Here is a 22,359-nt window from a genome sequence, read left to right on the forward strand (position 1 = left end):
TGGTTTAAGGAGAATACATAGAAAGAAGGGACATCCATCATGAAAAAAATCAACCAGCTTTTGGCGCTCCTATTCGCAAGTATTTTCTTTTTTGTACCAACGATAGGAACCGCTTCTGAATTTAACTTTGCCGTCAATCCCGTAATTCCAGAAAATCAAATCGATAAAGAAAAAACTTATTTTGACTTGAAAATGGCGCCGGGTACGGTACAAACCGTTGAAGTTCAATTGCGTAATGACACCGATCAAGAGGTCGTCATCGCGCCAGTGATCGCTTCAGCTACCACAAACTTAAACGGAGTCGTGGAATATGGCGAAAATGACATCGAAGCGGACGAAACCTTGCCTTATGATATGGCTGATTTGATTGAAGTGGATGAAGAGATCACGATCCCCAAACAATCCCAAATCACCTTGCCCTTAAAGATCACCATGCCTTCAGAATCCTTTGAAGGGGTTATCGCAGGCGGATTGACCTTAAAAGAGACGACAGAGGAAGCCGATACTGCTGACAGTGAAGAAGAGCAAGGGTTAGCTATCAAGAATGAGTATGCCTATGTCGTTGCGATTTTACTGCGACAAAACACAACAGAAGTTTCACCGGATCTAAAACTGCTGGATGTTGGACCAGGTCAAGTCAACGCCCGAAATACTATCAATGTCACCCTTCAAAATCCTGAAGCAGCTTACTTGAATTCATTACGCCTGATCAATGAAGTGAAGAAAAAAGGTGATAGCGACGTCTTGTATTCTTCGGATACCTCACGAATGCAAATGGCACCTAATTCCAACTTCTCGTACCCAATCTCTTTAGAAGGACAACGTTTAGAAGCAGGGACCTACGTGTTGACTTCCGTTGCTTATGGTGGAAAAAGCGATGAAGGGCAATACAAAATTGAAAATGAAGAAGGCGAAGAAGAAAGCTATCTCTATAAATGGACCTTCGAAAAAGAATTTACAGTGACTGGAGAGGTCGCACGTGATCTTAATAAGAAGGATGTGACGATCGAAACAGATTACACATGGCTTTATTTCTTGATCGGCGGACTGTTGCTACTACTCGCCTTGCTGCTGCTTTTATGGTACCGACGAAAGAAAAAAAATGAAACGGATGAAGCGTGAGCACTTTGAGAAATGCTTGATCGATGGGTTGATCATCGTAGGTATTCTTTTGCTGGCACTGCCTTTTCTAAAAGAAAGCATCGTCAGTTGGCAATTACGCACCACGCAATTGACGATAGCCACGCAGCTGTCGGCAACGATCCCAGAAGAAGAAACGATCCAAATGCCAGCTCTGTCAGATGTATTGGCGCCTCAGCCGACAACGATCACTGGGTACGGCTTTGTCGCAATCGAGGCGATCGATTTCCAGCAGCCGCTGTTGGTGGGACTAACGAATCAACAGCTGCTGAGAGGCGGCGTCGTGATGTTTCCCGAACGTTCGTTGAAAAATAGCAATTTTGTCGTTTTAGGGCATCATCTTGGCAGACAAAGTTTGTTATTTGGTCAATTGCTAGAAGCACAGGTGGGGATGGAAGTATCAGTGACCTATCTCGAGGAGAGTCAACAGTATATCATCACGGATAAAAAAATCGTAGACGAATCGGACTTGTCGGTGCTAGAGGAAGAACAGACACCAAAATTGACCTTGATCACTTGTCCTACGCCTACTCGAACAGAAGAACGGTACGTGCTGACAGCAATTCCTGTTGAGCAGGCAACTGCCGATCACCCACAAAAACCAGCGGCGATAATCAGCACACCGAAAGCAGCAAAAGTGATGGTTGAAAAACAACAAACGGTATGGAAACAACAATCAATGAAAAATTGGTTTCTTTTATTTGTTATTTTATTTATAATTAGTGGATGTCTGCTGGGCGCCCATAAGTTGTTGGACCGTTCAGCGTCGTAGAAACATCATCAGAAGATGCGCTGATGATAAGGAGGGTGAATAAAATGAAACGCAGATTTGGCTTTGTCATTGGTGCGTGCATGATTATCGGAATGATCGATCTTGTTACAGAACAAGTCGTTTTTGCGACCATTTATAATCCGCTGGACCCCTCAGAAGAAATCGTCCCCACGGACCCACCAGAAGAAATACCAGAAAAAGTGGAGGAACCGCCAACTGAAATGGAAGAATCCAAAGAACAACCCGCGCCTGAACCAGAAACCGTTCCGAAAAAAGAGCCGGAGCGATCCTCACTGTCAGAAAGCAGTTTTTTGGAAAAGCAAAAACATTTTGCCCAACGAGTCATGCTGGAGGATGTCTTTGCGCCGGATCGTTTGAACGTCGATCTAGCACTGCCAGGAAATAATACAGATGGTGATGGCGATGATAAGCCTTCTTATCTTGCCAGCTTGTGCTACTTATTTTCAGGAAACGTCCTTTATGGCCAAAAAAACAATGGAGGCTTGAAAACGCATGTTTGTGACATTTTTGAATAAGGCGGACAAACGAAAATTGGTGATGCTGCAATATTTGGAAAACGCAGTCGCTCTTTCGGAAACGAAGGAAACATTGATGGATCAATTGACCATGTCGGAATTTTTGATCAACAAAACCGTTCAAGAATTGAATCTTGATTTTTATGAACTCGGATTGAACGAGGAATTTGAGATCGTGACCGATGGGACGGTCATTAAACTGAATGCCTCGGGGCTGGCAACTTCCGATACACTGCTGACCTATTATTTGGATCAAGCGTTGAAATTTTCCATGTTGAAAGAATGTTTTTTTGAGCAATTGTCTTCTTTATACGAATTTGCCACCAATCACTATTTAAGCCATAATCCCGTCTATAAAGAATTTAAACAGTTCAAACTGATCTTGAAAGAATATGATATTGAAGTGACGAAAGAATTTCAGCTGGTTGGGGAGGAAAGTGAGATCAGGGAATTTATTTTCCTCTTTTTTATGAAGGAATACTATCTGAATCATTCCCCTTTTCCAAAAGAAATCCTGGAAAAAGAAAAGACCTTTGATCATTTTAATGAAAGCACCTGGCTTAAACCAGAACAGTCTGCTCGCATGCGGATTCGCAAGAAACATTATCTAGGAATCGTTTTGGCACGGATGACGAATGGTCATTACCTGCAAAACAGCGTGGAAAATGATTTAGTCTTGCCCAAACATCTCGTGATCATTGAGGAATTGAAACGCTGGCTGCAGGAGATTTTGACGATCACCGATCAAGAAGTGCTAGAGCGAGAAGCTCGAGATATTTTGCGCTTTTTGATCGTTGAGGGCTGGCTGATCGACAACAATAGCTACATCGATCAAGAACAAACCTATATCCAACAATTAAACGAGCATTTTATTCAAGCCGTCCAACAGCAGTTTTCCTTAACCGCAGATACGTTGGCACTTCTTCATGCTGAAACGACAACGATCCATTATCAGCTCTTGTCGTTTTCCTTTAGTTCTCGCTATGAATACCAATATATGGATGTGACGTATTTTCTTGAAACCTATCCAGAATATGCTGCCTTTTGCCGTAACTATCTGGAAGAAAGCCGCAACCGGCCGATCTTATGGAACAATAAAGAGTTTTTGTTTTTCAGGTACCTGATTCTGTTGATTTCCACGATTCCGCTAAAAGAGATTTTGGTTCCCTTGTATGTCTGCGTGGACTTTTCATTTGGCGATTCCTACAATCAGATGATCCAAAAGAATATCGAAAAAATCCTCGATTTAAATGTCCAATTCCAAAGTTACCCAGATGATCATACGCATCTGATTCTTTCAAACTTACCCTTTTATGGTGCATTGGGGATCGACCATATCTTATGGCTGGCACCACCTAGACCCATCGACTGGGCCAATTTCACTGAAAAAGTCAGTGTGATTCGAAGAGAACAGTTTCAAACCAAAATGGCACAATGAGCAACCTGCCGTTTAACTATCGAAAGCAACGTCTGCCTCAAATGGAGGCAGGCGTTTTTTGTAGAAACCTGTCCTATTTAAAAAGCGCCCAGGAATCTATTGCTCTGATGAAGGTTTCGGGGAAGGTCTGTGAAAAAGGACCATTTGATAGGATTTTTTTTTGCAGGAAAATTTGGTATGATAGAAAGAGAAGAAAAAGAGGTGCCCTATGATGGATGGGAAACAAACGAAGGCTGTGATTGGCCAGACATTGATCACCCTTTGTGAGACCAAAGAAGTGAATAAAATCAGCGTACAGGAGATCGCCGAAAAGGCGCAAGTCAATCGGCAGACGTTTTACTACCATTTTCCTGATAAAAAAGCTTTGATCCAATGGATCTATCGGCAAGATGCCCTGATTTTTTTGACGACAGAAGATGTCTCCCTTGATAACTGGGAAGAAGCCGCCTTGCGCATGCTGAAAGCAATGAAACAAGCGCCGGCCTTTTACCGCAAATCACTGGCTTATGACCGCGAAATCTTAATGAACGGATTTCTACAGATCACAGAACCGCTTTTTCAGCGCTTGTTCTTGGAGGTCGATCAAGAGCAACAATTGACGAAACAAGACATTCTATTTTATAGTCGGTTCTTTTCCTACGGCTGCGGAGGCATTTTGGAAAATTGGATTCACAACGACTTTCCAGAGACCCCTTTAGAGATTGCAACGCAATTGTTTCGTTTGGCGAAGGATGTGGAATTTTTTGGCCACCAAATCTATGAAAAAGAGGAGCAGTGAGCGATGACGAAAGTTTTATTTGTTTGTTTAGGTAATATTTGCCGTTCCCCCATGGCAGAAGCTATTTATAAAGCAGAAATAGCAAAACGCAAATTGGATTGGCAGATCGATTCGGCAGCGACCAGCTCATGGGAAGTCGGACATTCTGCTCATCCCGGAACCAAAAAAAGATTGCGTCAAGCAGGCTTATCCAGCGAGGGACTCATTTCACGGCAGATCACAGAAGCAGACTTTGCCAAATTTGACTGGATCATCGGTATGGATCAAAGCAATGTTGAAACACTTCAAGCGCTGGCACCTGCCGATACCACCGCAAAGATTCGTTCGTATTTGAGTGTTGTTCCTGGCAAAGAAACCGCGGAAGTACCAGATCCTTATTATACAGGAGATTTCGAAGAGACCTATCAACTGCTACAAGAAGGAATTCCTTTTTGGCTAGAGGTTATTTCTTCTGAAAAATAAGGCGTGTTCGCTTGTATTTTACCAAAAATTTGCTAAAATAGAACCATGGAAATGCGAACGTATGTGTGGTTTTTATAAACTGCTGCAACGCGCAGAAAGGAATGTCCAATGGAAAAGAAACCATCGCCCATCAAACAATTGGGCAAACTCATTGTGATGACATCCACAACGTTGCTGGATACCTTTTTCAGTGATGATGCTGACAAGAAGAATCAGTCTGAAAAAGTCAAAGAAATCCAGCGAACGCTGCAAGAGGCAGCCGCTGCCAAGCACCTGGTCGTGCTGCAAGTAAAAACAGAGAAATTGGGTGGTTTTGAAACCGTTACCGGCTGGATCGTCGGCAAAACGGTAGCAAAAGAACAAGTTGTCTTGAAATTACAAAGCGACCGTCAGCAGCTGCGGATTATTCCCCTGCATCATGTGCTGAAAGTTAGCACCTTGAATACAAAACCTGGCTTGTAGACAAGCCTGTGCATAGCAAAAAAACCGCTGCGTCATTAGACACAGCGGTTTTTTTATTGCTGGTTAAGCGTGCTTGTTTTTGACTTCTGCGAGTCGCCAAGCGGTCATCACAGCGATCAGTTCGTAAGGGATCGGCTGTGCAAAAGGAAACTGAACCGCCCCTTTACTGGTTTTGTAGGGTTGTAGGTCTTCTTGGAAGGCCGTGATCGCAGAAGGTGTGGGATAAAAGCCAAGATGCTGTTTGGCGCAGGCAAAATGCACGATAGTTTCTCCCTGATGATAGGTAGGCATTTGATAACTGATTTTTTCAACCGCTTCAGGTAAAACGGCTTTGATGGTTTGACGGACCTTTCTTAAAATCGCTTGTCGTTCTGCTGGAGCTGCTGCAATGTATTGGTCAACTGTCGTAATGGCTTTTGTCATAGGACACCTCCTGCCTTTAGTATACGGCAAACCCCATAAGAAAAAAAGGAGCCTGTCAGTGGGTAGCTGACAGGCAAGGAGTAAAAATGAAAAGTGTTAGTTAGGGTTGTTTGTTGGGTTATGTATACTATACTGTCCAAATATGAATTTTTTGTGGAGAAAAGATTGGAAAGTGTTTAAGTTTGCTGGCTGCGAAAAGAAGTAAAAAAAGACCCGTCGGTGGGTGGCCGACGGGAAGGAGTTAAAAATGAAAAAGTGTTAGTTAGGGTTGTTTGTTGGTATACATAGAGTATACGAGATAAATATGAATATTTTGTGACAAATCTTTTCGGAAGTTCTTAAGAAACCGTAACGGTTTGATTACAGAGAAAGGTTCTTTTCATCAAAACGGTTTTTCAAGGTACGATACAAATCAATGTATTGCCGATCATCTGCCGCATAATCCCAAATATAACTCATTTTTTCTGGTTTGAGTTTTTTCATCAACTGATTGGAACTAACGATGACATCATAGTTTTCTTGCTGGTTTAGATCATAAGGTTCTGCTGCTACGAAGGTCAAGTCATGTAAGAATTGATTCAATCCTTGAACGACTAAGAAATTGTCTTCTAACGCAACCCCTACCCGTAAACGATTCGAATAACGGATTTGATCATAAAACGGCAGCAGGGCGTGGGTATACATCGTTGCCATCTGCTCTTGGTTTTCATCGTTGATATAGTCCACCGCGGATTCTTCGCGATAACTCGTTAAGAATTCATCGATTTTTTGCTGCAGCTGCTCTTCAGCAGACCCGCGATTGATCGATGGCGTCAGCAAGCGATAGATATTTGGAAACGGCTGACGGAAAACGTAGTTGCCGAAAGTCACATTGATTAAATTGCCCACGACCAATGGCTCGTCTAACAGGCCAGGTTGTGAAGCAAAGAAGGTTGCTTTCATCTCTGCTAACAAGTCTGCGACTAATGGATAAACTGGGTTTTGTTTGCTTGAAAAGAATTGCAAGGTTTGTTGCAACGCTTCTTCTTCAGGACTCAAATAGAATGGGAAGATTTGCGCCATCAAATAAATAAACCCTGATTCGCCTTTTAATTGTTTGTCTGTCATTGAAACTTCAGGATCAACGACTTGTGTCAAACGCTCAAAATCGAAATATGGATTATTTTTCATTAGGAAATTGTACCGCTTGTCGTATTTGGCAAAATTTCCTTTTTTGATTCGTAAAAGAATCAAGGCGGCGAAATATTTCAACTCTAATCGGCCAAGATAAGAATGAGTCATTGGGAAGTACTCCGTGAATCGATCCACCATTTTTTCTGTCTCACTCTCAGCGATCGCAAATGGCCATTCTATTCCACGAGTACCTAACCAAATGATATTGAATAGGGAGAGCCGCACAAGACGCTCATCGCCCACCAAGTTTGATTCAGTGTACGTAAAGCGAAGCTGAAATTGCTTCAAATGTTTTTTTAGATGTTCAAATTTGCGAGACACCGTTGAACGACTGACATCGTATTTTGCACAAAAATCCGTGATCGTAGGATGGTCTTCATTCAGCATGTAAAGAACATATAAGAACGGAACGCTTTTATTCAATAAATAGAAGCGGTATTCATCGATCGTTACCGCGATATTCTGAGGCTGTAATTTACCGCCACGACCGAGTATCGACATATGATCCGGAGTTAACTCAGTTAGATCTTGGTCGATCTCAGTCAACTCTATAAAAGCTTGTTGGTAGCTTAACTCCATTTCCTTTGCCAATTGTGCGATTGGGTGGCTAGGGTTTTGCAGAGTCAGCATACGCCGGAATATTTTAAATTTAATTAATGTTTGCGGGTCCATCATAAGTTCTTCATAAAACATAGGTATCCTCCTTTGTGGCTCTATTGTATCTTTTTTTTACGAAACTGTCAGTCTTTTTAATCAAAAAAATAGCCTACCCTTTAAAAAAAGGTAGGTTATTTTCATCTTTTTAACTAATTTAGGCTGAAACAGGGTCTTTTTTGAACCACGACCATAGCAAACCGATCAAAAATCCGATCGCAGCCGGTACGACCCACCCCATCCCGATTTGGAAGAAAGGCAGATAATCTGATGCAAAAGACAAGATTCCTTGCACGAAAGCATTGTTGGTAATCACTGCAGGACTTGCATTTAAGCCGTCGATGATTGCAGCGATCAATGTGAAGTATGTCGTCATTCGATAGACACTGGCACGATGATGAAACAAGGGACTGATGATCGCCAACAAAATCAACGTGATCGCCAGTGGATAGATAAACATCAAGACTGGAATAGAAAACTCGATGATATTGGTCAAGCCGACATTGGCGAAGATCGCTGGCAAGATACTTGTCAAAGCGATAAAGAACCCGTAGCTTTGCTTGGGAAACAATCCAGCAAAGGTTTCGGAAAAAGCCGTGATCAAACCAATGGCAGTTTTTAAACAAGCGGAGATAACGATCAAAGCCAACAGCAGACTGCCAACAGTGCCAAGGTAGTGGTTGGCGATTTGTGCCAAAGCGATCCCACCGTTTTCGCTGATAGGAAATTGCCCTAGACTTTTGGTTCCCATATAAGAAAGTAAGGTATAGATGATCCCCATCAACACGATGCTGACAGAACCAGAAAGGATCGTGTCTTTTGCGACTGTCGTGGGTTTTTCAACCCCCATATTACGAATCGTCGAGACGATGATGATCCCGAAGGCTAAAGATGCCAGCGCATCAAGGGTATTGTAACCGTTGGTGAAACCAGTAAAGAAAGCATCGCTTTGATAGCTAGGATAGATCGGCGCATCGCTGATGGTTCCTAGAGGTTGCCAAAAAGCAAAAAACAGCAAAACGCCTAGTAAGACCAGAAATAATGGATTCAAAAATTTCCCTACATAATCTAAGATTTTGCTTGGTTTACGAGAAAACCACCAGGCAGCGCCAAAGAAGAGGGCAGAAAACAACGCCAATAACCAAGTTTGCATGTCAGACGAAACATGGGGAGCGATCCCGATCTCATAAGAAGTGGTAGCCAAACGGGGCAAAGCAAAGAATGGCCCAATCACTAAATAAAGCAAAATCGTAAATATCATTGCATAGCGGCGATTGATCCGAGAAGCTAATTCAAAAACACCGCTGCTTTGGGAAACGCCAATTGCAATGACCCCTAAAAATGGCAAGCCGATCCCTGTAACTAAAAAGCCAAGGTTGGCTAAGCCGACATTCGCGCCAGCTTCTTGTCCCATGTGAACGGGGAAAATCAGATTTCCGGCACCAAAGAAAAGACCGAAAAGCATTGATCCAACATACATATAATCCTTAAACTGTAACTTTTTTTCCATAAATGAAAGCTCCTATAATTCCTTAGTTTTAAAAAAAATAACAAAGTTTCTAACAAATAGCAATGGTTTTTTGTGATTTTTTGATAAATTCTGACAATTCCTCCTCCTGCAATAAAAAAACACTTAGCATTGAATTCTTCCAAGCGTACTGAAAAAGGACGAAAAAGCTCGGAAGAAGATCGCTAAGTGTTTCAAGACAGAAAATTAATTCAACACACGGGAAAGGAATTCTTTGGTGCGTTGCTCTTTTGGATGAATAAAGATATCTTCAGGCGTCCCTTGTTCGGCAATGACACCTTGATCCATAAAGATGACCCGATCAGACACTTCTTTGGCAAAGCCCATTTCGTGGGTAACGATCACCATCGTCAAGCCAGTATGAGCTAACGTATTCATGGTCTTCAACACTTCACCGACCATTTCTGGATCTAGCGCAGAAGTCGGCTCATCAAACAACATGACATCTGGATTCATCGATAAGGCACGGGCAATGGCTACCCGTTGTTTTTGTCCACCTGAAAGCTGGGAAGGCTTGGCATTGGCATATTGAGCCATACCGACTTGCTCCAGATTTTCTTTGGCAGTCGCTTCTGCTTCTTTGCGATCACGTTTCAAAACAGTGACTTGGCCCGTCACGCAGTTTTCTAATACATTCATATTGTTGAATAGGTTAAAGGATTGGAAAACCATTCCTAGATGCGTACGGTATTTCGGCAAGTCATAGCCTTTTTCCAGCACATTTTCACCTAAGTAGATGATTTGCCCACTGGTTGGTTTTTCTAATAAGTTGATGCAGCGAAGAAGTGTAGATTTTCCTGAACCAGAAGAACCGATGATCGTGACAACTTCTCCTTTATTAACAGACAAACTGATGTCTTTTAAGACTTCGTTGTCACCAAAACTCTTTTTTAAATGGTCAATTTCAATGATTGCTGACATGTTCTTCCTCCTTATTCGTTCGGGTTGATGTCTTCTAATTTGACATACGCACTGGGACCGTCCATTTTGCGTTCAACAAAGCGCAAGATCTGGGTGGCACTGATGGTCAAGACTAAGTAGATCACACCGATGATCGCAAATGTTTGGAAGTATTGGAAGTTCGTTCCAGCGGCTGATGTACCTTGGAAGAAGAGGTCCGCAACACTGATGACACTTAAGACAGCAGTATCTTTGATATTGATAATGATCTCATTTCCGGTAGCTGGTAAAATATTGCGCATTACTTGCGGCAACACGACTTTGATCATGGTTTGCCAATGGGTCATTCCGATGGCTTGAGCTGCTTCAAATTGGCCGTCATCTACAGCAAAAATCCCCCCACGAACGATTTCAGACATGTAGGCACCCGTATTGATAGAAACGATCAGCACAGCTGCCAGCGTGCGATTCATGGAGACACCAAAGGCTAGAGCCGTTCCGTAGAAAATAACCATTGCCTGAACCATCATTGGGGTACCGCGGAAAACTTCGATATAGATGGTCAGCAGGCCGTTGACGATTCGTTGGAAGAAACGTCCTACTGGATTTTCTGAAAGCGGCAATGTCCGAAAGATACCGACTAAAAGACCGATGATCAATCCGATGATCGTTGAAAGGATCGCGATGAATAAGGTCAAGCCAGCGCCTCGTAAAAAGAGCATGCCGTAATCATCAATGATTTTTTTGAAATCAGCGATCAGGCCTTGATCCGCCGTTTCTCCGCTGGCATCTGCAGGCTGATCTAAGACTGCTTGATCCATCAGGGAAACCCGTTCTTCTTCAGAGATTCCTGCAAGGATCTCATTGACTTTTTCAACATCGGGATCGCCTTTGCGCATCCCGACTGCTACTTGGACGTCTTCTGGATTGGTTTCAAAACCAGCCCCTTCATCGAACTCGACCATCTTCAAATCAGGATTTGCACCGACGGCAGTGACGCCTTCTGGACGTTCGCTGACGTAGCCGTCAATGATGCCCGAAGCTAAAGCAACGCGCATGGAGGAGAAGTCCCGCATGGCTTGTTCTTTTTGGACCTCAGGGATTTGATCAATGACCGTATAATGGAAAGTATTCAGCTGGGCAGTGATTTTTGCCCCCGAAAGATCAGCGAGGCTTTTGGCATCGGCGAACTCGCCATCTTTACGTACTACGACCACCAAGTCGGATTCATAGTAAGGATCGGTAAAATCAATTTGCTCGCGGCGTTCGGCCGTTGGTGACATACCAGCGATGACGGCATCGATAGTCCCCGCTTGCAAAGCTGGCGGCAAACCGTCCCATTGAGTTTTGACGATCACTAATTCTTTGCCTAAGCCTTCAGCGATTCGTTTGGCGATCTGGACATCGTAACCGCCGGCAAACGCCGAGCCTTCTTCCCCAGAAATCGGCACGGCACCATTGGCGTCCGTCGTTTGCGTCCAGTTAAATGGGGCATAGCCTGCCTCCATACCGACACGGAATTGTTCCGCAGGTGTTTGGTCATCCGCTTGCACGGTTAGGGGCAGCTGAATGAGGGTTAGACAGAGGGCGAAGACTGCCCAGATCCAATTATTTTTTTTCATTTTTTCTCTTTCCTTTCACGAGTTGGACAAGCAGGTAAGGATGAAAAAGCAAAAAAACAGCCGTACTCCATGATTGGAAAACGGCTGTTGACAGGTCATCGTCGACAAACCTTTCACAAAACATAGCGCAACTTAGACAAGCTAAGACAGTCCGCAAATTGTTCATTTGCGGCCCAACAAAATCGATGCAAGCAAAACCGACCTTGTTTCGGCGATGTTCCCTAGCTCTGCTGTAAACGTGTTGCTTCACTCAGCAGGATTAATGAACCTCGCGACCTCTACCTAAATGTTAAAGGGTACTCGTATTTAATTTGATTCTTCTCAGAGTTTAGAAGAAAAGCACCCAAATGTCAATTCTTTTTAACAAAAAAACGACCATTTCCCTATTTTTATCAAAGAGAAAGCGGATCGTTTTTACGAGTGTCTATTGGAACCCTTAAGCGACTTTCGCTTTTGGTTCACGGCCTAAAACAGCTTGGATGACTGTCAAAGCAAGCAATAAGCCAAGTGCTAGATAGATGAGGCTTGAGTATTGTGTAACGCCCCAATCTTGTCCGAAGGTACGGTAAACCACAAGGACGATGGCTTGAATGATTGCTGTGATGACATTTAAAAAGCCGAATGCCCATAAATTGCCATTTTCTTTACGTGCTAAATAGAAGATAGAGAAATATAAGCTGACTGTCAACCAACCGAAACTGATAATGATCATTGCCCAATAAATAATAGCTGCTACCAATGTATTTCACCTCACTTTGATTCGTGACTAGTTTACCACGTTTTTTGTTCCTTGTCATGAAGGAATCTCTTTCTTTGTGAGGCAAAAAACAAAGAGCAAAAGCAGTAATGAAAAGATCATCTGCTATTGGTTGGTTTGCTGAAAAGGGACGGTTTTTCTAGATCGGTTCATTTTCAGCTGTGTATAATAGAAATAAACTGTTTTTTGCAGAAAACTACGAGTTAAGAATCAATTAATAATTAGTTAATAGCTGATTTAGATCTGCTTGCTAGAATGAGCACAGAAGCAAGCAAGGAGGAAGTAAAAATGGAAAATGTTCTTAAAATCAAAGGATTAAACAAACGTTACGGCAAACAGCAGGCGTTACATGATGTCGATCTAACGATCGCTAAGGGAGATATTTATGGATTGGTGGGGAGAAATGGTGCTGGGAAGACGACCCTATTAAAAGCGATCGTTCAGTTGATCCAACCAACTAGTGGCAGTCTGCAGTTGTTTGATGTTGAAGGCGGCAAAGTGTACACTCAGATGCTGAAACGGGTCGGTAATGTGATTGAGACCCCAGTTGCTTACGACCAATTGACCGCAGAGCAAAATTTGAACTATTATTGCAAAATCAGCGGGGTGGTGGAACCTGAGGCGGTCAGTAAAGCATTGGCGTTTGTCGGATTGACCAATGTTGGCCACAAGAAATACCGTGATTTTTCTTTGGGTATGAAACAAAAGCTAGGCTTAGCCATCGCTTTATTGAACCAACCGGATTTTCTAATACTAGATGAGCCGATCAATGGCCTGGATCCTGTAGCGATCGTTGAGTTTCGGGAGCTGCTTTTACGATTGAATCAAGAACGCGGCATGACGATTTTGATTTCCAGTCATATTTTAGAAGAGTTGTACTTAGTGGCTACACGTTTTGGGGTCATTAGTGAGGGGCGTCTGATCAAAGAGATGACCAAACACGAATTCGATCTGATGGCGAAACGGTTTATTCAATTAGAAGTGGATGATGTAGCCACAGCTAGCCGCTTGCTAGAGAGTCAGCTGATTTCCGAATATAAAGTCGTCAGTGACCACAAAATTCATATTTATCAAGAGAATGTGTTGATTCGTGACCTGGTCCGTCAGCTGGTTTATGAAGGGATCGCTATCGACCGGATTTCTTTTGAAGGGGAAAATCTAGAGTCGTATTTCAAAGAGTTAGTAACAAGTGAAGGGGGAAATTAAGATGTTGAATTTTATTCGAGCCGATTTGTATCGTTTATCAAGAAGTAAAAGTTTTTGGATCACAGAAGGAATTATTTTATTGTTGGTGATTTTATCCGTTGTTTCCAATGGTAGTGTAGGGGTCACTCTTGGGGATAGTACGCAAACAGCAGGCAGCCTTACGGAAATGACTGGCTTTCTGGCGATCCAGACCAGTCTGTCTTCCATGTTGCTGTATTACTCCTTGCCATTGGTGATGCAGGTCTTAGGCAGTGAGTACACGAAAGGGACCATGAAGAATATCATTACCGTTGGTGTCTCCAAACCCGCTTATCTTTTTGGGAAATTCTTGGTTTATACATTGGTGCTGGTCTTACAGATCGTCGCGATTTGTTTGGTGAGCTTTGTAGCGGGAACGGTTATTGGGGGGATTGGTTATAATGACCTTTCACAGATAGAAAACTTGTTGTATTATTTCGTTAGTTTTGTACTGATTTTATTAGCGACTTCCTCTTTTGCAGTGCTAGTTTTGTATTTGACCAAAAATACAGCGGTCAGCGTGTTGGCGACGATTTTTATTCCGATGGCCTTTGCGATTGCCCGAATCTCTTTACCCAACTGGAAGTTTTTAGAATACTTGGACTTTCAAGGCGGGTTAGAGATGGTGACCATGACTACTTTCCAAACATGGAAAACAGTCCAACCCATTTTTCTTGGGAGCCTGATCAGTTTATTGCTTTGCCTCTTGGCTGCGCATCTGGTGTTTAAGAGACAAGAATTGTAAGAGCAGAAAAACGCCCAACCGTATCGACTAGTGAAGGTCGAGCGATTGGGTGTTTTTTGTGTATAGCCATGAGTTAGTGGGGTTCAACGGACTGCTGCCAAAAAAGGGTCAAACGAAACGTCTCTTCGGTTGTATCCAATTGGATCTTGCCGTCTAATGTATTAGTCAATGCCGCGATGATATACAGACCAAGTCCGGCTTGCTGTTTATGCCGTGAAAGGTCTTCCGTATAAAAGCGGTGAGTCAATTTTTCTGGGTGCTGGATCGGTGTCCTCAGCTGATTTTCTTGTTGGAAAACGATACGATCTCCTTGCTGATTCAAGCGGATCGTCCCCGTTTCACTGCCATGTTCCAGCAGGTTACCAAGGACATTTTGGAAAATTCGTTGCCAGCTTTTTTTATCTGAAATGATCATGATGTTGGGTTGGATCGCAACCGTCAGTGATAAATGGTTTTCCTCAAAAGAAGGATAAAGCTGGAGCAGTTCTTCTTCCAATAAACGAGAAAGATTGAATTCTTCCAAAGTCAAAGCGAGCTGATTGTCTTTGAGACGCTGATAGGTCAACAACTGTTCCAGATGATTTTCGACTTTTTCTAGGTTGCTGCTGACTTTATCCAGCAGCTGTAGTTGTTGCGGGGTGAGGGTCGCATCGGCTTGCAGCAGTTGTGTGTAACCGCTGGCGACCGTCAAAGGTGTGCGTAAGTCGTGAGAGATATTTTGAATGGCTTGTTCCAACTGCTGGTTTTCTTGCAGCATTTGATAGTGCTGCTGCTTATTTTTTCTAAGTATCTGATTGTTTAACAAAGCGATCGCCTTTAAAGCGGGGACGCGGGTCTGCAAATGGATCTCTTGATTTGTTTCGATTTCGCTGATTCTTGCTAATTGCTGGTGGTACTTTTTTAGATCATAAAGTAAGAAAAACCAATAGCCCAACAATAACACAACGATCAGAGCGGCGAAAAACTGAAGTATATGCATGAGGTTCCTCCTTTTTAAGCTAGCTTGACGCCGATGCCCCAGACAGTATCGATATACGCTTCCTCTGGATCGAGTGTTTTGATTTTGCTGCGTAAATGGCTGATATGGACATTGATCGTGTTTTCTTCACCGTAGTAAGGTTCTTGCCAAACAGCTTCATAGAGCATTTCTTTGGTATAAACTTTTTTGGGGTTGGCTAAGAGCAGGGAAAAAATCTCAAACTCCTTTTTCTTTAACTGAACCGTTGCCTCTCCTCGTTGCAGCTGAAACGAGTCAGGCAACAGTTGAATGTTTTTATACGAGTGGCTGCTGGCAACTGGAGGGGTTTGTTTATTTGTTCGCAACTGAACAATGATACGGGCTTTTAATTCTTCGACATTGAAGGGTTTGGTCAAGTAATCATTGGCACCTGCCAGCAAAAGGGTGGAAACATCGGCTGGTTCATCTAAGGCAGTCAAGATAATGACGGGGACCGTGGAGGTTTGGCGAATCTCTTGCAAGACTTGTGTCCCATCTTTACCAGGGAGCATTCGATCTAGCAAAATCAAGTCGAAAGCATCTTGCTGAAAAAGTAGCAGACCTTCCGTGCCTGAATAGGCTTGCTGGACGGTATAGTCAGCTGCTAAAATAGTAGCCAACATTTCGCTGATCTCATTGTTGTCTTCGATAATCAAAATTTTCATTTGGTTTTCCCATACTCCTTGCATTTGTTGCATCTATTATAAGCAATTCCGCACGAAAAAGCATTAGTTGCTTTTAAAAAAGAAAATGGCTGATTTTTCGCAAAAACGGTTCTTTTTCGGTTAGAATAAGAGAAAAGCCATAAAGGAAGTTAGAACGATGAAGGTATCTATTGAGCAAGCAATCGCAGCGGTCACCGCCGCATCATCCGTGACCTTTTTGACGGGGGCTGGTGTTTCGACCCCATCGGGCATTCCTGATTACCGTTCCTTAAAAGGGGTCTATCAAGGAGTGGCACAGCCAGAGTATTTGTTAAGCCATGACTGTTTAGAAAACGAACCGGAAACATTTTATCAATTCGTCAAGCACCTCTACCATCCTCAAGCACAGCCTAATATCATTCATCAAAAAATGGCTGAGCTGCAAGCGAAGAAAACTGTCTGGGTCGTTTCGCAAAACATCGATGGCTTGCATGAAAAAGCAGGCAGTCACCAAAGAATCGATTTTCACGGCTCCTTGTACAACTGTTATTGCCGAAAATGCGGCAATCAGGTACCTTGGCAAGCGTATTTACAAGATTGGCACCATGCAGGGTGCGGTGGTCAGATTCGGCCAGCGATCGTGCTTTACGGGGAAGGATTTACTGATGAAACCATTGAAGGAGCCATTCAAGCCGTTGCTCAAGCCGACCTGACGGTGGTCGTGGGGACTTCGCTGCAAGTCTATCCTTTTGCAGGGTTAGTCGATTACAGCCAGCAGGTGTTGGTCATCAATAAGGAACCATTGGCGATCCCGAATGAATATGGCATGTTGACCGCAGCAGCCGAAACGTTTTTCCAGAAAATTGAATGAAGGAGTTTATGATATGACACAACGTACCGAAAAAGAGAAAATGATTGCTGGCGAATTGTACTTTTCCCCAGATCCAGAATTGGTGGCAGATCGAAAATATGCCCGTGAACAAATGAACCTGATCAACCAAGAAACTGATACAAAAATCAAAGAGCAGTTACTAAAAGAAACTTTCGGCTCTGTGACTGGTCGAATCTATATCGAACCGAATGTCCGTTTTGATTATGGCTACAATATTTCTGTCGGCAAAAACTTCTATGCTAACTACGACTGTGTGTTACTAGATGTTTGCCCGATTACCTTTGGCGACAATTGTATGCTGGCACCCAATGTTCGGTTGTTTACGGCGACTCATCCATTACATCCGGTCAAACGAAACAGCGGCTTAGAATTAGGGGCACCGATCGTGATTGGCGACAACGCATGGATCGGTGGTGCGGCCACGATTTTGCCAGGGGTCCGCTTAGGCAACAATGTCGTGGTAGGCGCTGGCAGTGTCGTTACCAAATCATTCCCAGACAATGTTGTGTTGGCGGGAAATCCAGCACGGGTCATCAAGACGATCGATTTAGAAGAAGAAAACAACCAGCAAGATCCCTTGGCTGTTCAGCGGGCAGCGATCGATGACATTGATTGGCAACTCACGCATCTTTTGGAAAAACGTATGAGCACGGTCAACGAAATCGTACAATTGAAGAAAAGCAGTCAATTGCCTGTATTAGATGAAAATCGTGAAGAGAAAGTGCTGGAAAACATTCGGCAGGCGATTTCTAATCAAGCCTATGAAGAAACGATTTTGGCTATGTTTCAATCAATTATGAACCACTCAAAAACCTATCAAGAGAATCAATTGGAGGAATGAGTATGGATGGAGGAACACGTCGAGAAAACATTTTAGCGGCATTGAAGCAAGCGGACAAAGCGATCAGTGCCAGCAAACTGGCAGAATCCCTCGGAGTCAGCCGTCAAATCATCGTTGGGGACATTGCCTTATTGCGAGCAGCTGGTGAAGCGATTGTGGCTACGGCTCGCGGCTATCGTCTGCAAGCGCTGTTGGATGAGGCAGGACATGTAAGTAAGCTAGCAGTGCAGCATCGACCTGAACAAACGGAAGAAGAATTGCGCATCTTTGTCGCTTGTGGTGTGGAAGTGGTCGATGTCATCGTTGAGCATGAGATCTATGGAGAAATCACTGGCAATTTGCAGATTCAAACAGACCAAGACGTGACTGATTTCATCAACAAAACCAAACATGCAGAAGCCCGCTTGCTCTCAGATTTAACCAATGGGGTACACTTGCATACGTTGCGCTACACCGATCCTGCGGCTCTGGAAAAAGCCAAACAACAGTTAGCAGAAAAAGGCATGCTCTACCAAAATTGAGGAGTGAAGTGATGCAAGATGTCTTATTGATCATTGACTTGCAAAATGGGGTCTGTCAAACAAATGACCAAACAATTGACCATTTGTCGGAATTATTGCTGTTCGTCAACCAACGAATCCAACGATATCGTAAAGAAGAAAAACCAGTTATTTTTGTTCAGCATGAAGAGGAGACGTTGCCCTACGGTAGCAAAGCATGGCAACTGCACCCAGCATTGGCCTATGAACCAACGGATCGTTTGATTCGAAAAAAACACGCCAATAGTTTTTTTCAAACAGATCTACAAGCGGCCTTACAGACAAACCAAGTGCGTAGTATCGAATTTGCTGGTGCTCAGACGGAATATTGCCTTGATGGCACGATCAAATTTGCGCATGGTCTGGGTTATCAAAACGTCGTGTATGCCCAAGCCACAACGACGTATCCAAGCCGAGGACGATCAGCAGCTGAAATCATTGATTGGTACGAAATGATCTGGCAAGGACGCTTTGCGGAAGTCTTGGCAAATCCTCAGATGAAAAAATTGTGATTTTTTGTTGACAAGGCGTTCATTTTCCAGTAAAGTACTCTTCAACAAGAATAATGAATCTGTTGAGAAGGAAAGTAACCGCGGATACTTCAAAGAGAGACTCTGGTTGGTGGAAAGAGTCAAGTCAGAAGCGATGAAAAATGGCCTTGGAGGATTGATTGTCGATAAGTAGGCAATCACGGATGCGCACTACCGTTACAAAGTGCACCAATCTCTAGCACGACTAGACGTTGGGTTGAGGGAAGGGAAACCTTCTAAACAAAAGGTGGTAACACGAGTATTCGTCCTTTTACTAGCAAACGCTGGTAAAAGGACTTTTTTTATACCTAAAATCAAATAGCACCACACACGAAGAATTGGTAAGTACAAAAGCACGTTTTTTCAACAGAGAGCTTCGGTAGCTGAAAAGAAGCATCAAACGACTTTTAGAAAATGGCCAAGGAGTGATTCGTTCCGAGCAGTAGTTTGCAAGGCGACGACGGTAGCGACCGTTATCTGGCTAGAGTATGATCGTACTCGAAAAGGAGCTGTATGTGAGTGCAGCTTAAACTGAGGTGGTAACACGCAAAAAGGCGTCCTCAAACAAGTCACAGGTGACTTGTTTGAGGATGCCTTTTTTTATTGAAAAAGACAAGAACTAGGGGGAAGACGATGATTTCATTAAAAGACATATCAGTAACATTCAATCAACCAAAGAAACCCGCGATCCAAGCGGTCAAAAACGTATCGATCGAGATCGACAAAGGGGACGTTTACGGCATCGTGGGCTACTCAGGCGCCGGGAAAAGTACACTCGTCCGTGTGATCAACTTATTGCAGCGCCCAAGTAGCGGCAGCGTCGTCGTCAATGGTACCGAGCTGACCACGCTTTCTGCGAAAGCCCTGCGAGAAAAACGGAAAACGATCGGAATGATCTTTCAGCACTTCAACTTGATGGACAGCCGCAATGTTTTTGATAACGTGGATTTCTCCTTAAAATATGGGGGACGGTCCAAACAGGAACGTCATCAGAAAGTAACCGAGCTGTTAGCATTGGTGGGATTGGAAGAAAAAGCCCAAGCGTTTCCTAGCCAACTATCTGGAGGACAAAAACAGCGGGTCGCGATTGCCAGAGCGTTAGCGAATGATCCAGAGATCTTGCTTTGTGATGAAGCAACCAGCGCCCTTGATCCGAAAACGACCTTACAGATATTGGCTTTGTTGAAAAAATTAAATCGAACCCTCGGCTTGACTATCGTGATCATTACTCATGAGATGCAAGTCGTCAAAGAAATCTGCAACAAAGTGGCAGTGATGGAAGACGGCGAAGTCATCGAGCAAGGTTCAAGCGTTCAGATTTTCAGTCAACCAGAAAAACCATTGACCAAAGATTTCATCCGAACGGCGACGCACATCGACCAAGCCTTAGAAACGATCCTTGGCAGTTCGAAGTTTTCTTCCTTGGCACCAAATGAATGGCTGGTGGAGCTGTCCTATGTTGGCGATCAAACCAATGAACCACTGATCGCCCAATTGTACAGCCGCTACAAAGTGACCACCAATATTCTTTACGGCAACGTGGAGATCTTGCAAGAAGTGCCGATCGGCAGCTTAGTCGTTAGCTTATCTGGCGAATACCATCAGCGTAAACATGCCTTAGAATACTTGAAGGCTCAAGGAGTTTACACCAATATTTTAAAAGAAAATCATGCAGAACCATTAAACAATGTGATTAAAGGAGGATTTTAGATGGCTGCCTTATTAGAAAGATATTTTCCCAATGTTGTTGCGATCCAAGATGAATTTGTGACAGCAACGATCCAAACCTTGTATATGGTTTTTTGGACCTCTTTGATTGCGGGCATCTTAGGTATCTTGTTAGGGATCGTCTTGGTAGTAACTCGACCGAATGGGATTTTAGAAAATCGACCGCTCTTTGAATTTCTCGATAAAGTCATCAATGTGGTCCGCTCGATCCCCTTTATTATCTTATTAACGTTACTAGGAACCTTTACCCGATTCCTTGTTGGAACGACTATCGGCGAAACAGCAGCATTGGTTCCTCTGATTGCTGGGATCATCCCCTTCTTTGCTCGGCAGATCGAGATCGCCTTGCTAGAAGTTGACCCCGGTGTCGTAGAAGCAGCTGAAGCGATGGGCACCAGTCCTTTCGGTATCATTTTTCGGGTCTATTTACCAGAAGGCGTGGCGGGAATCATTCGGGTCTCTGCATTGACCGTGATCAATGTGATCGGATTGACCGCCATGGCAGGAGCTGTTGGCGCTGGTGGTTTAGGCAACTTAGCCATCACCCGCGGGTACAACCGATTCCAGACCGATGTCACGATCATGGCGACCTTGATCATCTTGGTATTCGTTTTTATCAGTCAATTTGTCAGCAACCTACTCATTAAACGAGTATCACACTGACCACCACTTACGTACAAATAAAAAATCAAGCAAGTCTATGGAGGAAGCAAAAATGAAAAAAATCGTACAATCAATCGTCTTAGGGGCAGCATTATTATTTATTACAGGATGCGGAAACAATGGCAGTGCCGCAGCCAATGACCAAGAAGAAGTGACGGTGAAATTAGGGGTGATCGGGGCGGACACCGACGTTTGGGATGATGTCAAGGATCGTTTGAAAGACGAAGGCATCAATTTAGAATATGTCCAATTCTCTGATTACAATCAACCCAATGCAGCTTTAGCTGATGGTTCCATCGACCTTAATTCATTCCAACACCAATTTTTCTTGGACAACTATAATGAAGAATTTGGTACTGATCTCGTATCGATCGGCAATACAGTCAATGCGCCATTAGGCGTTTATTCCGACAAAGTGACGGATGTCAACGATTTGGCGGAAGGAGCTAAAGTTGCGATCCCTAATGATGTGACCAATGGTGGTCGGGCATTGCTTTTATTACAATCAGCTGGATTGATCAAAGTGGATGAAGCAGCCGGACAAACACCAACGGTCGCGGATATTACAGAAAACCGTTTGAACTTAGAAATTTCAGAACTTGATGCAGCGCAAACCGCCCGGGCACTTTCGGATGTCGATGTTTCGGTCATCAATAGCGGCATGGCGGTGGATGCAGGATTTGTACCAACCGAGGATGCGATCTTTTTAGAGCCTGTTGATGAAACGGCCCGTCCTTACGTCAACATCATTGCCGCCCGTAAAGAAGAGGAAGACAATGAAGTTTACCAAAAAGTGGTCGCTGCTTACCAAACAGAGGATACGAAAAAAGTCATCGAGGAAACGTCAAAAGGATCAAGCGTTCCTGCTTGGGAAACCTTTGGGGCAAAATAAGCACCATGTAATTTGATAA

Annotated in this window: 24 protein-coding genes, 1 riboswitch and 1 other annotated feature; of the genes, 16 read left to right on the forward strand and 8 right to left on the reverse strand. The window is 43.6% G+C overall.

Annotated elements, in window-relative coordinates:
- Nucleotides 1–39 precede the first annotated feature (39 nt).
- The 7 genes from IGK61_RS01730 (at nt 40) to IGK61_RS01760 (ending at nt 5,588) form a co-directional block, all read left to right on the forward strand.
- Nucleotides 40–1,122, forward strand: a complete 1,083-nt coding sequence (locus IGK61_RS01730) for a DUF916 and DUF3324 domain-containing protein (RefSeq protein WP_016609552.1) — start codon at nt 40–42, stop codon at nt 1,120–1,122.
- Nucleotides 1,112–1,912: a class A sortase gene (locus IGK61_RS01735; protein ID WP_074535400.1), complete on the forward strand. Its 801-nt coding sequence runs from the start codon at nt 1,112–1,114 to the stop codon at nt 1,910–1,912. The genes IGK61_RS01730 and IGK61_RS01735 overlap by 11 nt, the downstream gene beginning before the upstream one ends.
- A gap of 44 nt (nt 1,913–1,956) precedes the next feature.
- Nucleotides 1,957–2,448: a hypothetical protein gene (locus tag IGK61_RS01740; RefSeq protein ID WP_015508844.1), complete on the forward strand. Its 492-nt coding sequence runs from the start codon at nt 1,957–1,959 to the stop codon at nt 2,446–2,448.
- Nucleotides 2,426–3,886: a helix-turn-helix domain-containing protein gene (locus IGK61_RS01745; RefSeq protein WP_074535365.1), complete on the forward strand. Its 1,461-nt coding sequence runs from the start codon at nt 2,426–2,428 to the stop codon at nt 3,884–3,886. Before IGK61_RS01740 ends, IGK61_RS01745 begins: the two co-directional genes overlap by 23 nt.
- A 208-nt stretch (nt 3,887–4,094) precedes the next feature.
- The gene (locus IGK61_RS01750) at nt 4,095–4,664 is read left to right on the forward strand and encodes a TetR/AcrR family transcriptional regulator (protein WP_005227190.1); all 570 of its coding nucleotides are present in this window, start codon (nt 4,095–4,097) and stop codon (nt 4,662–4,664) included.
- A 3-nt stretch (nt 4,665–4,667) separates the two neighbouring features.
- Nucleotides 4,668–5,126 (forward strand): low molecular weight protein-tyrosine-phosphatase, encoded by a 459-nt coding sequence (locus IGK61_RS01755; protein WP_074535364.1) that lies wholly within the window; start codon nt 4,668–4,670, stop codon nt 5,124–5,126.
- 108 nt (nt 5,127–5,234) lie between these two features.
- A complete protein-coding gene (locus tag IGK61_RS01760) occupies nt 5,235–5,588 on the forward strand; it encodes a hypothetical protein (protein WP_005227192.1) in 354 nt (117 codons plus the stop codon).
- Between the two features lie 63 nt (nt 5,589–5,651).
- Here the strand turns inward: IGK61_RS01760 and IGK61_RS01765 are convergent, their stop codons facing one another.
- The 6 genes from IGK61_RS01765 to IGK61_RS01790 all read right to left on the reverse strand — a co-directional run bounded on the left by IGK61_RS01765 (nt 5,652) and on the right by IGK61_RS01790 (nt 12,627).
- Entirely contained in the window at nt 5,652–6,011 is a 360-nt protein-coding gene (locus tag IGK61_RS01765) for an iron chaperone (protein ID WP_074535363.1), read from the reverse strand.
- Nucleotides 6,012–6,371: 360 nt separating this feature from the next.
- Nucleotides 6,372–7,877: a helix-turn-helix domain-containing protein gene (locus IGK61_RS01770; protein ID WP_005227194.1), complete on the reverse strand. Its 1,506-nt coding sequence runs from the start codon at nt 7,875–7,877 to the stop codon at nt 6,372–6,374.
- A 118-nt stretch (nt 7,878–7,995) separates the two neighbouring features.
- Nucleotides 7,996–9,348, reverse strand: coding sequence for a branched-chain amino acid transport system II carrier protein (brnQ, locus tag IGK61_RS01775; protein WP_074535362.1), 1,353 nt, complete (start codon nt 9,346–9,348; stop codon nt 7,996–7,998).
- A gap of 204 nt (nt 9,349–9,552) precedes the next feature.
- Entirely contained in the window at nt 9,553–10,287 is a 735-nt protein-coding gene (locus IGK61_RS01780; protein WP_005227196.1) for an amino acid ABC transporter ATP-binding protein, read from the reverse strand.
- A gap of 11 nt (nt 10,288–10,298) precedes the next feature.
- Nucleotides 10,299–11,888: an ABC transporter permease subunit gene (locus tag IGK61_RS01785; protein ID WP_005232337.1), complete on the reverse strand. Its 1,590-nt coding sequence runs from the start codon at nt 11,886–11,888 to the stop codon at nt 10,299–10,301.
- A 115-nt stretch (nt 11,889–12,003) separates the two neighbouring features.
- Nucleotides 12,004–12,177: riboswitch (Lysine riboswitch) on the reverse strand.
- 147 nt (nt 12,178–12,324) lie between these two features.
- Nucleotides 12,325–12,627 (reverse strand): hypothetical protein, encoded by a 303-nt coding sequence (locus IGK61_RS01790; RefSeq protein ID WP_074535360.1) that lies wholly within the window; start codon nt 12,625–12,627, stop codon nt 12,325–12,327.
- A gap of 306 nt (nt 12,628–12,933) precedes the next feature.
- Between IGK61_RS01790 and IGK61_RS01795 the strand changes: the two genes are divergently transcribed.
- Both IGK61_RS01795 and IGK61_RS01800 read left to right on the forward strand, forming a co-directional pair.
- Nucleotides 12,934–13,851 carry an ABC transporter ATP-binding protein gene (locus IGK61_RS01795; RefSeq protein ID WP_008376231.1) on the forward strand — a complete coding sequence of 306 codons (918 nt, stop codon included), beginning with the start codon at nt 12,934–12,936 and terminating at the stop codon, nt 13,849–13,851.
- Between the two features lies 1 nt (nt 13,852).
- The gene (locus IGK61_RS01800; protein WP_081343860.1) at nt 13,853–14,614 is read left to right on the forward strand and encodes an ABC transporter permease; all 762 of its coding nucleotides are present in this window, start codon (nt 13,853–13,855) and stop codon (nt 14,612–14,614) included.
- 73 nt (nt 14,615–14,687) lie between these two features.
- Here IGK61_RS01800 and IGK61_RS01805 read toward each other — a convergent pair whose 3' ends face one another.
- Both IGK61_RS01805 and IGK61_RS01810 read right to left on the reverse strand, forming a co-directional pair.
- A complete protein-coding gene (locus IGK61_RS01805) occupies nt 14,688–15,593 on the reverse strand; it encodes a sensor histidine kinase (RefSeq protein ID WP_074535358.1) in 906 nt (301 codons plus the stop codon).
- 14 nt (nt 15,594–15,607) lie between these two features.
- Nucleotides 15,608–16,276: a response regulator transcription factor gene (locus IGK61_RS01810; RefSeq protein ID WP_074535357.1), complete on the reverse strand. Its 669-nt coding sequence runs from the start codon at nt 16,274–16,276 to the stop codon at nt 15,608–15,610.
- 157 nt (nt 16,277–16,433) lie between these two features.
- Between IGK61_RS01810 and IGK61_RS01815 the strand changes: the two genes are divergently transcribed.
- The 7 genes from IGK61_RS01815 (at nt 16,434) to IGK61_RS01845 (ending at nt 22,340) form a co-directional block, all read left to right on the forward strand.
- Nucleotides 16,434–17,126 carry an NAD-dependent protein deacylase gene (locus IGK61_RS01815; RefSeq protein ID WP_015508851.1) on the forward strand — a complete coding sequence of 231 codons (693 nt, stop codon included), beginning with the start codon at nt 16,434–16,436 and terminating at the stop codon, nt 17,124–17,126.
- Nucleotides 17,127–17,139: 13 nt separating this feature from the next.
- Nucleotides 17,140–17,988 carry a chorismate mutase gene (locus IGK61_RS01820; protein WP_005227205.1) on the forward strand — a complete coding sequence of 283 codons (849 nt, stop codon included), beginning with the start codon at nt 17,140–17,142 and terminating at the stop codon, nt 17,986–17,988.
- Nucleotides 17,985–18,509 (forward strand): transcription repressor NadR, encoded by a 525-nt coding sequence (locus tag IGK61_RS01825; protein WP_005227206.1) that lies wholly within the window; start codon nt 17,985–17,987, stop codon nt 18,507–18,509. The genes IGK61_RS01820 and IGK61_RS01825 overlap by 4 nt, the downstream gene beginning before the upstream one ends.
- An 11-nt stretch (nt 18,510–18,520) precedes the next feature.
- Entirely contained in the window at nt 18,521–19,039 is a 519-nt protein-coding gene (locus tag IGK61_RS01830) for a cysteine hydrolase family protein (protein ID WP_074535356.1), read from the forward strand.
- 53 nt (nt 19,040–19,092) lie between these two features.
- Nucleotides 19,093–19,331: a binding site (T-box leader), on the forward strand.
- 359 nt (nt 19,332–19,690) lie between these two features.
- The gene (locus IGK61_RS01835; protein ID WP_010748679.1) at nt 19,691–20,767 is read left to right on the forward strand and encodes a methionine ABC transporter ATP-binding protein; all 1,077 of its coding nucleotides are present in this window, start codon (nt 19,691–19,693) and stop codon (nt 20,765–20,767) included.
- Entirely contained in the window at nt 20,768–21,448 is a 681-nt protein-coding gene (locus IGK61_RS01840; protein WP_010748680.1) for a methionine ABC transporter permease, read from the forward strand. It begins immediately after the preceding gene.
- A gap of 52 nt (nt 21,449–21,500) precedes the next feature.
- Complete coding sequence (locus tag IGK61_RS01845; RefSeq protein ID WP_074535355.1) at nt 21,501–22,340, forward strand: MetQ/NlpA family ABC transporter substrate-binding protein; 840 nt, start codon at nt 21,501–21,503, stop codon at nt 22,338–22,340.
- The last annotated feature ends 19 nt before the right edge of the window (nt 22,341–22,359 follow it).

Origin of the sequence: Enterococcus sp. AZ063 (genome assembly GCF_051715045.1) — a bacterium.
Lineage (GTDB): Bacteria > Bacillota > Bacilli > Lactobacillales > Enterococcaceae > Enterococcus_D > Enterococcus_D casseliflavus.

What these genes read in the sequence shown, in the direction of transcription:
- IGK61_RS01755 (WP_074535364.1), top strand. Translation starts at nt 4,668, where the DNA reads ATGACGAAAGTTTTATTTGTTTGTTTAGGTAATATTTGCCGTTCCCCC.
- IGK61_RS01845 (WP_074535355.1), top strand. Translation starts at nt 21,501, where the DNA reads ATGAAAAAAATCGTACAATCAATCGTCTTAGGGGCAGCATTATTATTT.
- IGK61_RS01795 (WP_008376231.1), top strand. Translation starts at nt 12,934, where the DNA reads ATGGAAAATGTTCTTAAAATCAAAGGATTAAACAAACGTTACGGCAAA.
- IGK61_RS01830 (WP_074535356.1), top strand. Translation starts at nt 18,521, where the DNA reads ATGCAAGATGTCTTATTGATCATTGACTTGCAAAATGGGGTCTGTCAA.
- IGK61_RS01825 (WP_005227206.1), top strand. Translation starts at nt 17,985, where the DNA reads ATGAGTATGGATGGAGGAACACGTCGAGAAAACATTTTAGCGGCATTG.
- IGK61_RS01800 (WP_081343860.1), top strand. Translation starts at nt 13,853, where the DNA reads ATGTTGAATTTTATTCGAGCCGATTTGTATCGTTTATCAAGAAGTAAA.
- IGK61_RS01840 (WP_010748680.1), top strand. Translation starts at nt 20,768, where the DNA reads ATGGCTGCCTTATTAGAAAGATATTTTCCCAATGTTGTTGCGATCCAA.
- IGK61_RS01835 (WP_010748679.1), top strand. Translation starts at nt 19,691, where the DNA reads ATGATTTCATTAAAAGACATATCAGTAACATTCAATCAACCAAAGAAA.
- IGK61_RS01820 (WP_005227205.1), top strand. Translation starts at nt 17,140, where the DNA reads ATGACACAACGTACCGAAAAAGAGAAAATGATTGCTGGCGAATTGTAC.
- IGK61_RS01745 (WP_074535365.1), top strand. Translation starts at nt 2,426, where the DNA reads ATGTTTGTGACATTTTTGAATAAGGCGGACAAACGAAAATTGGTGATG.
- IGK61_RS01770 (WP_005227194.1), bottom strand. Translation starts at nt 7,877, where the DNA reads ATGTTTTATGAAGAACTTATGATGGACCCGCAAACATTAATTAAATTT.
- IGK61_RS01750 (WP_005227190.1), top strand. Translation starts at nt 4,095, where the DNA reads ATGATGGATGGGAAACAAACGAAGGCTGTGATTGGCCAGACATTGATC.
- IGK61_RS01815 (WP_015508851.1), top strand. Translation starts at nt 16,434, where the DNA reads ATGAAGGTATCTATTGAGCAAGCAATCGCAGCGGTCACCGCCGCATCA.
- IGK61_RS01785 (WP_005232337.1), bottom strand. Translation starts at nt 11,888, where the DNA reads ATGAAAAAAAATAATTGGATCTGGGCAGTCTTCGCCCTCTGTCTAACC.
- IGK61_RS01760 (WP_005227192.1), top strand. Translation starts at nt 5,235, where the DNA reads ATGGAAAAGAAACCATCGCCCATCAAACAATTGGGCAAACTCATTGTG.
- brnQ (WP_074535362.1), bottom strand. Translation starts at nt 9,348, where the DNA reads ATGGAAAAAAAGTTACAGTTTAAGGATTATATGTATGTTGGATCAATG.
- IGK61_RS01780 (WP_005227196.1), bottom strand. Translation starts at nt 10,287, where the DNA reads ATGTCAGCAATCATTGAAATTGACCATTTAAAAAAGAGTTTTGGTGAC.
- IGK61_RS01735 (WP_074535400.1), top strand. Translation starts at nt 1,112, where the DNA reads ATGAAGCGTGAGCACTTTGAGAAATGCTTGATCGATGGGTTGATCATC.
- IGK61_RS01730 (WP_016609552.1), top strand. Translation starts at nt 40, where the DNA reads ATGAAAAAAATCAACCAGCTTTTGGCGCTCCTATTCGCAAGTATTTTC.
- IGK61_RS01765 (WP_074535363.1), bottom strand. Translation starts at nt 6,011, where the DNA reads ATGACAAAAGCCATTACGACAGTTGACCAATACATTGCAGCAGCTCCA.
- IGK61_RS01810 (WP_074535357.1), bottom strand. Translation starts at nt 16,276, where the DNA reads ATGAAAATTTTGATTATCGAAGACAACAATGAGATCAGCGAAATGTTG.
- IGK61_RS01740 (WP_015508844.1), top strand. Translation starts at nt 1,957, where the DNA reads ATGAAACGCAGATTTGGCTTTGTCATTGGTGCGTGCATGATTATCGGA.
- IGK61_RS01805 (WP_074535358.1), bottom strand. Translation starts at nt 15,593, where the DNA reads ATGCATATACTTCAGTTTTTCGCCGCTCTGATCGTTGTGTTATTGTTG.